The following is a 13,954-nucleotide window of genomic DNA, read 5'->3' on the forward strand; positions in this document are numbered from 1 at the left end:
GAGCCAGCATGACGACCCCAACCAATCGCGTTTTTCTCGGCCAGATCGGTGCGGCCCATGGCATCAAGGGCAGCGTCCGCATCAGCGCCCATACCCAGGACCCCGAGGCCATTGGCAGTTACGGCCCGCTGGAGACCGACCGGCCGGGCCTGGTGATCACCATCACCAAGGCGCGGCTGCAAAAAAATGTGGTCATCGCTCACATCAAGGGAATCGATGATCGCACAGCGGCCGAAGCCCTCAACGGGGTCAGCCTGTTCGTCGATCGCAGCCGCCTGCCCGAGCCCGACGACGAGGATGATTTCTACCACACCGACCTGATCGGGCTCGATGCGAGGCTCGACAATGGCACCACCATCGGCAAGGTCTCGGCGCTGCCCAATTTTGGCGCGGGCGACCTGATCGAGGTGCGCGACCCCACCAGCGGCGACACCTTCCTCTATCCCTTCACCAAGGCCGTGGTGCCCGTCATCCGCATCGCCGAGGGTTATCTGACCATCGTCGTGCCGCTCGATGCCGAAGAGGGCGAGGAAGAACCCGATTGAGTTTTTCCGCCGACATCATCACGCTTTTCCCCGACCTGTTCCCCGGAACGCTGGGCGCTTCGGTGCTTGGGCGCGGTCTGACCGATAACCTCTGGACGCTGCAGACCACCCATCTGCGCGACTTTGCCACCGACCGGCATCGCACAGTCGACGATACCCCTTCGGGCGGCGGCGCCGGCATGGTGCTCAAGCCCGATATCCTGGCCAAGGCAATCGACACGGTGGCACCGGCAGGCGATCCACGCCCGCGCCTGCTGATGTCGCCGCGCGGCAAGCCCCTCACCCAGCAGCGCGCGCGCGAACTGGCACTCGGGCCCGGCGTGGTTATCGTCTGCGGGCGTTTTGAAGGCATCGACCAGCGCGTCATCGACGCCCGCCAGCTCGAGGAAGTGTCCATCGGCGACTATGTGCTGGCCGGTGGCGAGGTTGCCGCTATGGTGCTGCTGGAAGCCGTTGTGCGGCTCATTCCGGGCGTACTGGGCGGGGCGGACAGCCATGCCGATGAGAGCTTTGAGAACGGCCAGCTCGAATATCCCCAATATACCCGGCCGCAAACCTTCGAGGGCGTCGACATCCCGGCGGTGCTGACCTCGGGCGATCATGGAAAAATTGCCAAATGGCGGGCCGAGCAAAGCCTGGCGCTGACGCAGGCGCGCCGGCCGGACCTGCTGACCCCGTCCAAGCGCGGCCGCTGACATAAAACCGACGGAAACCCTAGACTCTGCGGTCATTTTCGCCTATAGCCGCGCCACTATCCGCGTCGCTGGGCTAATCGGACCCGTGGCGCACCAATAAAAAGACGACCAAAACTCCGTTACCAACCAAGACCGGGCGACGAGCCGCAAGGCCCGCAAACGCTCCTTTGAAAAGATTCAGGACGGATCAATGAATATCATCCAGCAGCTCAATGCCGAGCATGTTGCAGAACTGGCCGCCAAGCGCGAACTGCCCGACTTCACCCATGGCGATACCGTCAAGGTGTGGGTCAAGATCCGCGAAGGCGAAAAGGAACGCCTGCAGGCTTATGAAGGCGTCGTGATCGCCCTCAATGGCGGCGGCATCACCGCTTCGTTCACCGTGCGCAAGATCTCGTACGGCGAAGGCGTGGAACGCGTGTTCCCGCTCTACTCGCCCAACGTTGCCAAGGTGGAAGTGCTCAAGCGCGGTAAGGTTCGTCGCGCCAAGCTGTACTACCTGCGCGATCGTCGCGGTAAGTCGGCTCGTATTTTCGAATCGACCAACTCGCGCACCAAGAAGATCGAGGCCGGCGAGCGCGAAGCCGCTGCCGCAGCCAAGAACGCCCGCGAAGCCGAAAAGATCGCCGCTGCAGAGGCATTTGCCGCAGAAGCAGCAGCAGCGGAAGCAGCAGCTGCCGCCGCCGCCGAAGCTGCAGCAGCAGAGACACCCAAGGCCGAATAAGTCCGGCATTGGATTGAATCTAAAAACCCGGTCGCAAGGCCGGGTTTTTTGTTGGGGTGGATTCACGTGAAACGCTGGCCCGCGGTGGGGCGGCCTCCGCCATTTCCGGCTTGTCCCCCGGCACCGGCTTGGCGATAAGGGGGCACCCTGCCCTGTTCGAGTCCGTCCATGTCCATCAAGATCGTCACCTGGAACATCAATTCCATCCGCCTGCGCTTGCCGATGGTGCTCGACTTCATCGCCCAGCACAGCCCGGACGTGATCATGTTCCAGGAGATCAAGTGCACGGATGACCAGTTCCCGCGCAATGCCTTCACCGAGGCGGGTTTCCCCCACCATGCCGTGCACGGCCAGAAGGGTTATCACGGCGTCGCCATCGTTTCGAAATTCCCGCTGACCGACGTATCGAGCCGCATGTTCTGCGAAATCCCGGAATCGCGCCACATCTCGGCGCTGACCGATTTCGGCCATGGCCCGGTGACGCTGCACGATTTCTATATTCCGGCCGGCGGCGATGAGCCCGACCCCGAGATCAACCCCAAGTTCAAGCACAAGCTGGGGTTCCTGTCCGAGCTGACCCAGTGGTTCAGCGAACCCATGTTCCAGCGCGGCCACCTGATCGCGGGCGACTTCAACATCGCCCCGCATGAAAACGACGTCTGGAGCCACAAGCAGCTGCTCAAGATCGTCAGCCACACGCCGGTCGAAACCGAGGCGCTCAATGCGATCCTCAATGGCGGCCATGGCTGGACGGACCTGGTGCGCAAGCATGTGCCCCATGACCAGAAGCTCTATTCATGGTGGAGCTATCGCAGCGCCAACTGGGAAAACGCCGACAAGGGGCGCCGCCTGGACCATATCTGGTCAACCCATGACGTGGCCGAGCACTGCATCGGCGCCGAGATCATCAAGCCCTATCGCGGCTACAGCCCGCAGCCGAGCGACCACGTGCCCGTTATTGCCCGCTTCGCGGGGATCTAGAGAAAGCCCGTGCGGCGACAGCGTTTGCGACCTCGATCCCCGAGGCGTGGCAAAAAACCTATTCCGGCTTCATCTTGCGGCGCACCGGTTCCAGCGCGCCGAGATAATTGCCCAAGTCTTGCTGCACGCGGGCCACGGCGCGCTGCGCTAGGTCGGGCGATTGCTGCACCAGCTTGAGGAAGGCCGAGCGCGGAACGAAAAGCACGTCGCATTCGGTGACGGCGGTGATGGTGACGGGACGGGACTTTGCCAGGATCAGCGCCATGGCCGAGACGACGCTGCCCGGCTCGGAAATCGCATAGGGCTTGCCGGCGCCGGGGCCTTCGGGCTTGGCCTTGAGTGTTCCTGCGATCAGCACGAACGCGCCCAGCGGCACCTCGCCGGCCTGGTACAATACGTCATCGGGCTCGAACTGGCGGATATCGCCGGCAAAGGCCAGCATGCGCCGCTGCTCGTCGTCGCAGATATCGAAAAATTCGGCCTGAGCCAGCGCCTCGGCCGCATCGTCCCTGATCATATGCCCCGTTCCGGATAGACAAGCGGCCCCGTCATCACGGAGCCGCTCCAACCTATAGGGCATTTTCGGCCCGTTTGTACCGGATTTTGCGCGGGTTCACCGGCTTTGCAGCGTTACGGAACCAGGCGATAGCCACCGTCTTCGGTCACCAGCAGGCGGGCATTGGAGGGATCGCGCTCGATCTTCTGGCGCAGCCGGTAGATGTGAGTCTCCAGCGTATGCGTGGTGACGCGGTTATTGTAGCCCCACACTTCCTTGAGCAGCACATCGCGGGTGATGGTCTTGGGCCCCTGGCGATAGAGATATTTAAGGATGGAGGTTTCCTTGTCGGTCAGGCGCACCTTGCCGCCATCATTGGCCTCAAGCAGCTTGGCCGAGGGCTGGAAGCTGTATTGACCGATGGTGAAGACCGCATCCTCGCTCTGGTCGTGCTGGCGAAGGGCGGCATTGATACGCGCCATCAGCACCGGGAAGCGGAAGGGCTTGGTCAGGTAGTCATTGGCACCCGAATCGAGGCCGCGGATCTGGTCGGCATCGCTGTCATGGCCGGTCAGCATCAGGATCGGACTCTTGTAGCCCTCGCTGCGCAGCACCTTGACCGCCTCGCGACCATCCATGTCGGGCAGGCCGACGTCGAGAATCATCAGGTCGACATTGTGCTCGCGCGTGGCCTTGAGCGCGTCATTGGCCGTGCCCGCCTGCAGGATCTCGTATTCGCGATGCGTTTCGAGCTGCTCGACCAGGGTCTGGCGCAGATCCACGTCGTCGTCCACCAGCAGGATGCGTCGCTTGTTCATTGTTTTCTCCGGACTTTTTGCGTCGACACAGCCAAGGGTCACAATATTGCGACCGGTTTTTGGCCTGCCAATCACAACGGCGTTATGAACAGCAACGGCGCAGTGCCATGGGAAGTTGCAACCGCCCCGGCACCAAGCGCGATATTCCGCTCAGACCGCCTTCGGACGGCCTCCGAAGAGGGCCGAACCGACCCGCACATGGGTGGCGCCCATGGCAATTCCGGTCTCGAAATCGCTGCTCATTCCCATGGACAGATGGGCAGTGCCGGCGGCTTTTCCAAGCTCGGCCAGCCAGGCGAAATAGGGCCCGGGCGGCTGGCCATCGGGCGGGATGCACATCAGCCCGACGATATCGAGCCCATGCACCTGCCGGCACCGCTCGACAAAGGCGACGGTGTCAGCAGGGGCGATGCCTGCCTTTTGCGGTTCGAGACCGATATTGACCTGCACGAAACAGGGCAGATTTCTTCCAGCATGCTGCATCTCTTCTTCAAGCATGCTGGCAAGTTTCTCGCGATCGACCGTCTCGATGACGTCGAACAGCGCCACGGCCTCGCGCGCCTTGTTGGTCTGCAGCGGACCGATCAGGTGCAGCCTTATATCGGGATGACGCTGACGCAGTTCGGGCCACTTGTCCTTGGCTTCCTGCACGCGGTTTTCCCCGAACACCTTCTGCCCGGCGGTGATGAAGGGTTCGATTGCCTCGGCCGGAAAAGTCTTGGACACGGCGACTAGCTCGACCGCCTCGGGCGGCGCGCCGAAGCGGTCGCGGGCCCGGGTGATGCGGGTGCGGATGGATTCCAGGTTGCTGGCAGCGGCCGAGTCCATGGTTTTGCCCTGTTTCTGTTGACCTTGGAGGGGATTTCTGGTGATGGTCCGGTAGCCAAAATCCCCCATAAACGCAAGCAGTGCACCAGTTTTGTGCCGCTTCGCGAGAATCCACCCCTGGGCGCCCAGCGCCAATCACTCAAGGACGAGCATAGTGAGCGGCGAACGCTACAATCCGCGCGAAATGGAACCGAAATGGCAGCAGGTGTGGGACGACGCCCGCAGCTTTGTCAGCGATAACAACGACACGCGCGAGCCCTACTACGTCCTTGAGATGTTCCCCTACCCCTCGGGCCGCATCCATATGGGCCACGTGCGCAACTATTCCATGGGCGACGTGGTGGCCCGCTACCAGCGCGCCAAGGGCAAGAATGTGCTCCACCCGATGGGTTGGGACGCCTTCGGCCTGCCGGCCGAGAATGCCGCCATCGAGCGCAAGACCCATCCGGGCACCTGGACGCGCCAGAACATCGCCACCATGAAGGCCCAGCTCAAGTCCATGGGCTTGGCGATCGACTGGTCGCGCGAAATCGCCACCTGCGAACCCGAATATTACCAGCACCAGCAGGCCATGTTTATCGACATGATGGCGGCGGGCCTGGTGACCCGCAAGCAGTCCAAGGTCAACTGGGACCCGGTCGACATGACCGTGCTGGCCAATGAGCAGGTGATCGACGGCAAGGGCTGGCGCTCGGGCGCACCGGTGGAACAGCGCGAACTGACGCAGTGGTTCTTCAAGATTTCCGACATGGCCGAAGAGCTGCTCGAAGCGCTCGACGGGCTGACCGACTGGCCCGAAAAGGTGCGCATCATGCAGCGCAACTGGATCGGCAAGTCCGAGGGCCTGCGCCTGCTGTTCGAAATGCTGCCTGCCAACAGCACGGCTGCGACCAGCATCGAGGTCTTCACGACCCGTCCCGACACCATTTTCGGCGCATCGTTCATCGCGCTGTCCCCGGACCACGCGCTGACCAGCGAACTGGCCGCCGGCAATCCGGCTTTGGCCGAGTTTGTGGCCGAATGCCATCGCCAGGGCACCGCGACCGAAGCCATTGAAAAGGCCGAGAAAAAGGGCGTTTTCACCGGGCTCCACGTGAAGCATCCGGTGGTCGAAGGCGCCACGCTCCCCGTCTATGTCGCCAATTTCGTGCTGATGGATTACGGCACCGGCGCCATTTTTGGCTGCCCGGCGCATGACCAGCGCGACCTCGACTTTGCCCGCAAATATGACCTGCCGGTGATCCCGGTGGTGCTGCCGAGCGGCGCCGATGCCGCCACCTTCACGGTGGACGACGAGGCCGTGACCGATCCGGGCACCATCTTCAATTCCGGTTTCCTCGACGGCATGAGCGTCGACGCCGCCAAGAAGGCGATTGCCGAGCATTTCGCCGCGCGCCAGGTTGACGGCCAGCCGCAAAGCAAGGTCGAGGTCAACTACCGCCTGCGCGACTGGGGCGTTTCGCGCCAGCGCTATTGGGGTTGCCCGATCCCGGTGATCCATTGCGAGGTCTGCGGCACCGTGCCCGTGCCCAAGAAGGACCTGCCGGTGGTGCTGCCCGAGGACGTGACCTTCGACAAGCCCGGCAATGCGCTGGACCACCATCCGACCTGGAAGCATGTGAACTGCCCCCAGTGTGGTGGTGCGGCCCGCCGCGAAACCGACACCATGGACACCTTTGTCGATTCGTCCTGGTATTTCGCGCGCTTTACCTCGCCACATGCCGCAACCCCGACCGAACCAGAAGTGGCCAATCGCTGGCTGCCGGTCGATCAGTATATCGGCGGCGTCGAGCACGCGATTCTGCACCTGCTCTATTCGCGCTACTTCACCCGCGCCATGAAGGCCACCGGCCATGTGGGCATCGAAGAGCCGTTCAAGGGCCTGTTTACCCAGGGCATGGTGACCCACGAGACCTACAAGTCGGCCGCCGGCGACTGGGTGCTGCCCTCCGACGTGGTGCTGGACACCAATGGCGCGCGGCATCTGACGACCAATGAGCCGATCACCGTCGGCGCCGTCGAAAAGATGAGCAAGTCCAAGAAGAACGTCGTCGATCCCGACGAGATCGTCGCCACCTATGGCGCCGATACCGCACGCTGGTTCATGCTCTCGGATTCCCCGCCGGAACGCGATTTCCAGTGGACCGAAGCCGGTGTCGAGGGCGCCGGCCGCTTCCAGCAGCGCGTCTGGCGCCTGGTGGGTGAGACCATCGAGATTGCCAAACAGTCCGCAGGGATTGTTCGTGGTTCGGATGACGACGAGGCACTGAGCCTGCGCAAGACCGTGCATCGCGCGGTGCAGCAGATCGGCACCGATATTGAAGGCCTGCACTTCAACCGCGCCGTGGCCCAGATCTATGAACTGACCAATGCGCTGGTGCGCTCGGCCGGTATCGCGGCGGCTGCTCCCGCGGCCCGCCTCGACGCCCTGGAAGATGGCGTGGCGCGCCTCGTGCAGATGCTCGCCCCGATGATGCCGCACCTGGCGGAAACCTGCTGGCATGAGCTGGGCAAGCCCGGCCTCGTGGTGGACGCACTCTGGCCCGAAGTCGATCCGGCCTTGCTGGTCGACAACAGCGTGACGCTGCCGATCCAGATCAACGGCAAGCGCCGCGGCGAAGTCAGCGTCGCCAAGGGCACGCCGGCCGCTGAGGTCGAGAAGCTGGTCTTGTCTTTGGATGAGATTGTCCGCATTCTCGACGGCAAGGCACCAAAGAAAATCGTCATCGTCCCAGACAGGATCGTCAATGTCGTGGTCTAGGCTCGCTCGCCGTATCGCTTTCGCCGGGCTTATCGCAGCGACGGGCACCCTTGCGGGTGCCTGCAGCTTCACCCCGGTCTATAGCACCACGGCAAGCAAGCCGGTGGCGGCCCTGGCCTATGCCAAGCCGGCCAGCCGCCTCGAACAGATCATCTATCAGGATCTGGCGCTGCGCATCGGCACCACCGATGCGCCCACGGCCCCGCTGGCCAAGGTCAGCGTGAGCCAGAGCGCGGCCGTGATGACCCGGACCAAGAGCGTGGGCTTTGCCACGCCCTATGAGCTGACCGTGACGGCCACCTTGGTGGTAACGCCGCGCGATGGTGGCGCCGCCAAGCCGCAGAGTTTCACGCGCACCGCAACCGCCGAATATACCACCACCGGCCAGGTACTGGCGGACAATGCCGCGCAGGCTGATGCCGGCGAACGCGCAGCGCGCGCAGCAGCCGAATCCCTCCGCCTTGCCCTGCTGGCCGCATCGAGCCGCTGATGACCGCGCTCAAGGCGCATGAAGTTGCGCGTTTTCTGGTCCGCCCGGACCTGACCGAAGGCATTTTTCTCGCCTATGGTCCCGATGCGGGGCTGGTGCGCGAAACCGCGCAACGCCTGATCCGCCAGCTCAGCGGCGATGATCCGGACACCAGCGTCGTGACGCTGGATGGCTCAGAGGTCGATGCTGATCCCTCCATCCTGGCCGTCGAGGCGCGTACCATTTCTCTCTTCGGAGGCAAGCGCATCGTGCGCGTGCGCGGCGCCACCAAATCGCTGGTGCTGACCCTCACCGAACTGCGCGATGACCCGGTCGGCGCCGCCATCGTGCTCGAGGCCGGCAATCTCACCCCCAAGGATGCGCTGCGGGCCCTCGTGGAGGCCGCAAAGCTCGGCCGGGCCCTGCCCTGCTACCCCGACAGCGAAGAGACGCTGCAGGCGCTTATTCGCGATGCCTTCAACCAGCAGGGCATTCGCGTCGACGCCGACGTGGTGACCACTTTGCGCGAGATCCTGGGCAATGACCGCGAGATCACCCGCCGCGAGCTGGAAAAGCTGACGCTCTACGCCGCCGCCAGCAAGCAGCTGACCCGCGAGGACGTGCTGCTGCTCTGTGCCGACAACGGCATGCTGGTGATCGACGCCATTCTCGACGCCGCTGGTGGCGGGCACGCCGAGAAGCTGGAACTGGCACTGAACCGCGCCCTCTCCTCGGCCGTCGATCCGCAGCGCCTTTTGGCCATGTGCACCATTCACTTTGCCAATCTGCGCCGCTGGCGGGCCGATGTGGATGGCGGCAAGAGCGCCCGCATGGTGCTGGATGGGCTGCGGCCGAAGCCGCACTTCTCCCGCATGTCGGCGCTGGAACAGCAGTTACGCCTGTGGTCGGATAGCGCCCTGGCGACCGCCTGCGCCCGGATCCTGCAGGCCACGGCCGAAAGCCGCCGCCGCCCCGCTCTGGCCGACGCTACTCTGCGCCGCGCCCTGCTCGCCATCTGCATGATGGCCGCCGCGCATTAACGACGTTTCACGTGAAACGTCGGCGTGTGTTCTAAACAGATCGGTGTCATATTCCACGATGTCATCCCGGCGGAGGCCGGGATCGTCATGGACGTCTTGGACGAGCAACGCGCGGCACGCGTTTCACGTGAATCACGCCCAAACAAAAACACCACCCGGACCAAACCGGGTGGTGCCAGAACCATAGCGCCAAAAGGCCAAAAGACTAGTTGGTGTAGCCGGTTAGCTTGAGGCAGATGCCGTCGAGCTGTTCCAGGGTCTTGTAGCGGATTTCGAGCTTGCCGCCGCGCTCGCTATGGGCAAGCGACACCGAGAGGCCAAGTGCGTCGGAGAGGCGCCGCTCCAGTGCCACGGTATCGGGATCGCGATCGGAAGGGCCCTCGCTCGGCTTTTTCTTGCCGGGAACCTCGCGCTGCTGGCTCAGGGCCTCGGCCTCGCGTACCGAGAGGCCCCCAGCAACGATCTGCTGGGCGAGCTTGGCGGGGTCTTCCGCGGTGATCAGCGTGCGGGCGTGGCCGGCGGTCAGGGTGCCGCTCGACACCATGCCGCGCACATCCTCGGGCAGGCGCAGCAGGCGCAGCGTATTGGCGACGTGCGAGCGGCTCTTGCCGATTACCTGGGCCAGGTCCTGCTGGGTATAGTCGAACTGCTCGATCAGCTGGCCATAGCCCATGGCTTCTTCCAGCGGATTAAGGTCGGCGCGCTGCACGTTCTCGATAATGGCGAGTTCGAGCGCTTCCTTGTCATCGACATCCCGCACGATGACCGGCACGTCATGCAGGCCGGCGGCCTGCGAGGCGCGCCAGCGGCGTTCACCGGCGATCAGCTCGAAGATATTGGGATCTTCGCTGGGGCGCACCAGCAGCGGCTGCATCACGCCCTTTTCGCGAATCGAATTGGTCAGCTCCTCGAGCTGATCGGGATCGAAGGTGCGGCGGGGATTGGCGCGGTTGGCGATGATGAACTCGACCGGCAGGCGCTTGACGCCGCCCGATTCGGTGACGCGCGCGCCCTCAACGGTGGCCATATCGCCAATCAGAGCGGCGAGCCCGCGACCGAGACGTGTGGGTTTATCGTTCATATCGGGCTCCTATGCCGCCTGGAGCTGACGTTCGCGGCGGATAACTTCGGTGGCGAGGCGCAGATAGGCCTGGCTGCCGGCACATTTGAGATCATAGAGCAAAGCGGGCTTGCCATAGGACGGCGCCTCGCTGAGCCGCACATTGCGCGGAATGACCGTTTCGTAGACCAGATCGCCCATTTCGCTCCGCACGTCCTGCAGCACCTGCTCGGAGAGGTTGTTGCGCTTGTCGAACATGGTCATCACCACGCCCTGGATCGACAGATGCGGGTTCAGGGTGGAACGGATCTGCTCGATGGTCTGCAGCAGCTGGCTGAGACCTTCCAGCGCGAAGAACTCGCATTGCAGCGGCACCAGTACGGCATCGGCCGCGACCAGCGAATTGATGGTCAACAGGTTGAGCGACGGCGGGCAATCGATCAGGATATAGCTGACCGGCTTGTCGTTGATGGTGAGGTCGTGCAGCTGCTTGAAGGCGTCGCGCAGCTTGAAGGCACGGTCGCCATGCCCGGCAATGGTCAGCTCGACGCCGAGCAGATCCATGGTCGAGGGGACGATGGCGACATTGGGAACGCTGGTCATGATCGCGGCCTGCGCCACGGTCGCCTCGCCCACCAGAAGGTCATAGGACGACACTTCGCGGTCGGTGCGCGAAATGCCCAGACCCGTCGAGGCATTGCCCTGCGGATCGAGATCCACGATGAGCACGCGCTCGCCGATCGCCGCCAGGGCGGTTGCCAAATTGATGGCGGTCGTTGTCTTACCAACGCCACCCTTCTGATTTGCCAGTGTCAGAATACGGGGTGCCACCATCGGCCTCCAGATCGTTCGCCGCTAACTAGCTGTTTTGGCACGCAAATTTGTCAGCGTGAGCAAAACACCACTTTCGTCCGTGTCACTCTTGGTTACTAACACGTCAAAGCCCCATTGCGTAGCGGCTTCCGACACTTCTTCAACATGTTCCCTGCCCTTGTGCAGGATGGCGCGGCTATTGGCCCCGAAAAACGGCTCCATCCAGCCGCACAGCATGGGCAAAGCGGCTAGTGCGCGCGAAGTGATGACGTCGGGAACCGGTGTTTCACGTGAATCAATCTGGTCGCTGCGCCGTCCCTCGACGGTAACCGAGAGATCCAACTCGCGGGCGACCGTGCGCAGGAAGCTGACCTTGCGGCTGGTGGGCTCCACCAGCGTGAATCGATGATTCGGACCTTTGAGCGCGATCGCCAGCGGCAGCGCGGGAAAGCCGCCACCACTGCCCAGGTCCAGGAAGGTGTGGTCGCTGTCGCGCAGCAGAGGCAATACCTGCAGGCTGTCTGCAAAATGCCGCGACCAGATCGCATTTAGTGTTTCACGTGAAACAAGATTCTGTACCCCCTGCCACTTCTTGAGCAGCTGAGCATAGGATTCCAGATCCGCGGCGACCTCACCGATCGGGCGGGTGAAATGGGGTGCATAGGGCGCAATCGCCCCGAGATCGGTCATTAACTGGCCTTACGCATGTCGCCACGCCGCACCACGGCGAGCAGAAGTGTAATTGCTGCAGGGGTCATGCCGTCGAGGGCCTGGGCCTGCGCGATGGTTTGCGGCCGCTGCTGCTGCAGCTTCTGGCGCAACTCAATGGATAGCCCGGGAATGCTGTCGTAGTCGAGCGTCTCGGGTATCGCCTTCTGTTCGTCGCGCCGCACCGCTTCAATATCGCGCCGCTGGCGATCGAGATAGACGGCATATTGTGCATCCACCACCAGCTGCTCCAGCACGGGCGGGGCAATGTCAGCGACCTCTGGCCAGACGCGGATGGCGTCTTCCGGGGTCACATCGGGATAGGACAGCAGGTCGAAGGCGCTGCGGGCCTTGCCGTCCTCGTTAACGGCAATACCGGCCTTGCGGGCCACGCTCGGGGTGGCGCTGAGACGGTGCAGCATCGCCCTGCCCTCATCGAGCTGGCGCGACTTGCTGGAGAACAGCTCACGCCGCTCCTCACCCACGAGGCCCATCTCGATCCCCAGCGGGGTCAGCCGCTGATCGGCATTGTCGGCCCGCAGATGCAGGCGGAACTCGGCGCGCGAGGTGAACATGCGATAGGGCTCGGCCACGCCGCGCGTCACCAGGTCATCGACCATCACGCCGAGATAGCTGTCGGTGCGGGAGAGAATAATGGCTTCGTCATTGTTCACGGCACGGGCGGCATTGGCGCCGGCCAGCAGGCCTTGGGCGCCCGCCTCTTCATAGCCCGTCGTGCCATTGATCTGCCCGGCCAGATAGAGGCCCGGCTGCTTCTTCAGTTCCAGCGTCGAGCGCAGTTCACGTGGATCAACGTGATCATATTCAATGGCATAGCCGTACTGAATGATCCGCACATTCTCGAGCCCGGGCATGGTGCGCAGGAACTCGTCCTGCACTTCGGGCGGCAGCGAGGTCGAAACGCCATTGGGATAGACGGTGATATCGTCCAGCCCTTCGGGCTCCAGAAAGATCTGGTGACTGTCGCGATCGGCGAAGCGGACGATCTTGTCTTCGATCGACGGGCAATAGCGCGGGCCGCGGCTCTGAATGCGGCCCGAATACATGGCGGAGCGATGCACATTGGCCGCGATGATGGCGTGGGTTTCGGCCGAGGTGCGCGTGATATGGCACGGCACCTGGCGCGTTGTGATCGCCGTGGTCAGCGCCGAGAACGGCTCGGGCGGGTTGTCGCCCGGCTGCTCTTCGAGCACGCTATAATTGATCGAGGCGCGGTCGAGACGCGCAGGCGTGCCAGTCTTGAGGCGGCCGAGCTTGAGGCCCAGCGCTTCGAGACGGGTGGAGAGGCCAAGCACCGGCTTCTCGCCGAGCCGCCCGGCGGGATAGCTGTTGTCGCCGCTATGGATCAGCCCGCGCAAAAAGGTGCCGGTGGTCAGCACCACGGCCTTGGCGCCGATGCGGCGGCCATCCAGCAGCACGACGCCGCTCACCACGCCATCGGTGACCTCGATATCGTCGACCTCGGCTTCCATCACATCGAGATTGGGCTGGGCCGTGATCGCGGCCTGCATCGCCTTGCGATAAAGCGTGCGGTCGGCCTGGGCGCGCGGGCCACGCACCGCAGGGCCCTTGCGGCGGTTGAGCACGCGGAACTGGATGCCTGCGGCGTCGGCGACCCGGCCCATCAAGCCATCGAGCGCATCGATCTCGCGCACCAGATGACCCTTGCCCAGACCGCCAATGGCCGGATTGCAGCTCATGACGCCGATCGTATCGAACTTGTGGGTGATGAGGGCCGTGGGTACGCCCAGGCGTGCCGACGCGGCCGCGGCTTCACAGCCGGCGTGACCGCCCCCAACGACGATGACAGCATAATCGGTCATGGCTTTTTCTCCAGACGCGCTCAATAGGCCAATGTTTCACGTGAATCAATTCACGGCTGGGTTTAGCGGCTATGCGTGGTCAGTGGTCGTGCCATTCGAGCGTAGCTCTTATGGCCTTCTCGCCTCATATCGCGCCACTGGCGCGATATGTCCTACGGAACGGCTCGAAGTT

The 13,954-nt window shown here is 63.4% G+C and carries 14 protein-coding genes; 7 read left to right on the forward strand and 7 right to left on the reverse strand.

Going from position 1 to position 13,954, the window contains the following annotated elements; all coding sequences use genetic code 11:
* The first annotated feature begins 8 nt into the window (after positions 1–8).
* The 4 genes from rimM (at position 9) to ACZ5WT_RS05670 (ending at position 2,945) form a co-directional block, all read left to right on the forward strand.
* Complete coding sequence (gene rimM / locus ACZ5WT_RS05655; RefSeq protein ID WP_464286404.1) at positions 9–545, forward strand: ribosome maturation factor RimM; 537 nt, start codon at positions 9–11, stop codon at positions 543–545.
* The gene (trmD, locus tag ACZ5WT_RS05660) at positions 542–1,240 is read left to right on the forward strand and encodes a tRNA (guanosine(37)-N1)-methyltransferase TrmD (protein WP_464286405.1); all 699 of its coding nucleotides are present in this window, start codon (positions 542–544) and stop codon (positions 1,238–1,240) included. The genes rimM and trmD overlap by 4 nt, the downstream gene beginning before the upstream one ends.
* Positions 1,241–1,430: 190 nt before the next feature.
* A complete protein-coding gene (rplS, locus tag ACZ5WT_RS05665; protein ID WP_464286406.1) occupies positions 1,431–1,964 on the forward strand; it encodes a 50S ribosomal protein L19 in 534 nt (177 codons plus the stop codon).
* 168 nt (positions 1,965–2,132) lie between these two features.
* Positions 2,133–2,945 (forward strand): exodeoxyribonuclease III, encoded by an 813-nt coding sequence (locus tag ACZ5WT_RS05670; RefSeq protein ID WP_464286407.1) that lies wholly within the window; start codon positions 2,133–2,135, stop codon positions 2,943–2,945.
* 58 nt (positions 2,946–3,003) lie between these two features.
* Here the strand turns inward: ACZ5WT_RS05670 and ACZ5WT_RS05675 are convergent, their stop codons facing one another.
* From ACZ5WT_RS05675 to ACZ5WT_RS05685, 3 genes are all read right to left on the reverse strand, one after another.
* Positions 3,004–3,462, reverse strand: coding sequence for a Crp/Fnr family transcriptional regulator (locus tag ACZ5WT_RS05675; RefSeq protein WP_464286408.1), 459 nt, complete (start codon positions 3,460–3,462; stop codon positions 3,004–3,006).
* Positions 3,463–3,575: 113 nt separating this feature from the next.
* Complete coding sequence (locus tag ACZ5WT_RS05680) at positions 3,576–4,259, reverse strand: response regulator transcription factor (RefSeq protein WP_464286409.1); 684 nt, start codon at positions 4,257–4,259, stop codon at positions 3,576–3,578.
* 150 nt (positions 4,260–4,409) lie between these two features.
* A complete protein-coding gene (locus tag ACZ5WT_RS05685; protein WP_464286410.1) occupies positions 4,410–5,087 on the reverse strand; it encodes a YggS family pyridoxal phosphate-dependent enzyme in 678 nt (225 codons plus the stop codon).
* A gap of 154 nt (positions 5,088–5,241) precedes the next feature.
* On the opposite strand from ACZ5WT_RS05685, the gene leuS reads away from it, so the two are divergent.
* The 3 genes from leuS to holA are packed head-to-tail and all read left to right on the forward strand — an operon-like array spanning position 5,242 to position 9,357.
* The gene (gene leuS, locus ACZ5WT_RS05690) at positions 5,242–7,848 is read left to right on the forward strand and encodes a leucine--tRNA ligase (RefSeq protein WP_464286411.1); all 2,607 of its coding nucleotides are present in this window, start codon (positions 5,242–5,244) and stop codon (positions 7,846–7,848) included.
* Complete coding sequence (lptE, locus tag ACZ5WT_RS05695; RefSeq protein ID WP_464286412.1) at positions 7,835–8,338, forward strand: LPS assembly lipoprotein LptE; 504 nt, start codon at positions 7,835–7,837, stop codon at positions 8,336–8,338. The genes leuS and lptE overlap by 14 nt, the downstream gene beginning before the upstream one ends.
* Positions 8,338–9,357, forward strand: coding sequence for a DNA polymerase III subunit delta (gene holA, locus ACZ5WT_RS05700; protein WP_464286413.1), 1,020 nt, complete (start codon positions 8,338–8,340; stop codon positions 9,355–9,357). The genes lptE and holA overlap by 1 nt, the downstream gene beginning before the upstream one ends.
* Positions 9,358–9,562: 205 nt before the next feature.
* On the opposite strand, the gene ACZ5WT_RS05705 is transcribed toward holA, so the two are convergent.
* The 4 genes from ACZ5WT_RS05705 to mnmG are packed head-to-tail and all read right to left on the reverse strand — an operon-like array spanning position 9,563 to position 13,782.
* The gene (locus tag ACZ5WT_RS05705) at positions 9,563–10,438 is read right to left on the reverse strand and encodes a ParB/RepB/Spo0J family partition protein (protein WP_464286414.1); all 876 of its coding nucleotides are present in this window, start codon (positions 10,436–10,438) and stop codon (positions 9,563–9,565) included.
* A gap of 9 nt (positions 10,439–10,447) precedes the next feature.
* Positions 10,448–11,251, reverse strand: a complete 804-nt coding sequence (locus ACZ5WT_RS05710) for a ParA family protein (protein ID WP_464286415.1) — start codon at positions 11,249–11,251, stop codon at positions 10,448–10,450.
* 21 nt (positions 11,252–11,272) lie between these two features.
* Positions 11,273–11,920: a 16S rRNA (guanine(527)-N(7))-methyltransferase RsmG gene (gene rsmG / locus ACZ5WT_RS05715; RefSeq protein WP_464286416.1), complete on the reverse strand. Its 648-nt coding sequence runs from the start codon at positions 11,918–11,920 to the stop codon at positions 11,273–11,275.
* Positions 11,920–13,782 (reverse strand): tRNA uridine-5-carboxymethylaminomethyl(34) synthesis enzyme MnmG, encoded by a 1,863-nt coding sequence (gene mnmG, locus ACZ5WT_RS05720; RefSeq protein WP_464286417.1) that lies wholly within the window; start codon positions 13,780–13,782, stop codon positions 11,920–11,922. Before mnmG ends, rsmG begins: the two co-directional genes overlap by 1 nt.
* Between the last annotated feature and the right edge of the window lie 172 nt (positions 13,783–13,954).

It is taken from the genome of Devosia sp. T2-14 (assembly GCF_055397495.1).

Bases quoted from the DNA above. Each gene is read 5' to 3' on its own strand.
- ACZ5WT_RS05670 (WP_464286407.1), top strand. From the start codon at position 2,133: ATGTCCATCAAGATCGTCACCTGGAACATCAATTCCATCCGCCTGCGC.
- mnmG (WP_464286417.1), bottom strand. From the start codon at position 13,782: ATGACCGATTATGCTGTCATCGTCGTTGGGGGCGGTCACGCCGGCTGT.
- ACZ5WT_RS05710 (WP_464286415.1), bottom strand. From the start codon at position 11,251: ATGGTGGCACCCCGTATTCTGACACTGGCAAATCAGAAGGGTGGCGTT.
- rimM (WP_464286404.1), top strand. From the start codon at position 9: ATGACGACCCCAACCAATCGCGTTTTTCTCGGCCAGATCGGTGCGGCC.
- ACZ5WT_RS05675 (WP_464286408.1), bottom strand. From the start codon at position 3,462: ATGATCAGGGACGATGCGGCCGAGGCGCTGGCTCAGGCCGAATTTTTC.
- ACZ5WT_RS05705 (WP_464286414.1), bottom strand. From the start codon at position 10,438: ATGAACGATAAACCCACACGTCTCGGTCGCGGGCTCGCCGCTCTGATT.
- holA (WP_464286413.1), top strand. From the start codon at position 8,338: ATGACCGCGCTCAAGGCGCATGAAGTTGCGCGTTTTCTGGTCCGCCCG.
- rplS (WP_464286406.1), top strand. From the start codon at position 1,431: ATGAATATCATCCAGCAGCTCAATGCCGAGCATGTTGCAGAACTGGCC.
- ACZ5WT_RS05685 (WP_464286410.1), bottom strand. From the start codon at position 5,087: ATGGACTCGGCCGCTGCCAGCAACCTGGAATCCATCCGCACCCGCATC.
- rsmG (WP_464286416.1), bottom strand. From the start codon at position 11,920: ATGACCGATCTCGGGGCGATTGCGCCCTATGCACCCCATTTCACCCGC.
- ACZ5WT_RS05680 (WP_464286409.1), bottom strand. From the start codon at position 4,259: ATGAACAAGCGACGCATCCTGCTGGTGGACGACGACGTGGATCTGCGC.
- lptE (WP_464286412.1), top strand. From the start codon at position 7,835: ATGTCGTGGTCTAGGCTCGCTCGCCGTATCGCTTTCGCCGGGCTTATC.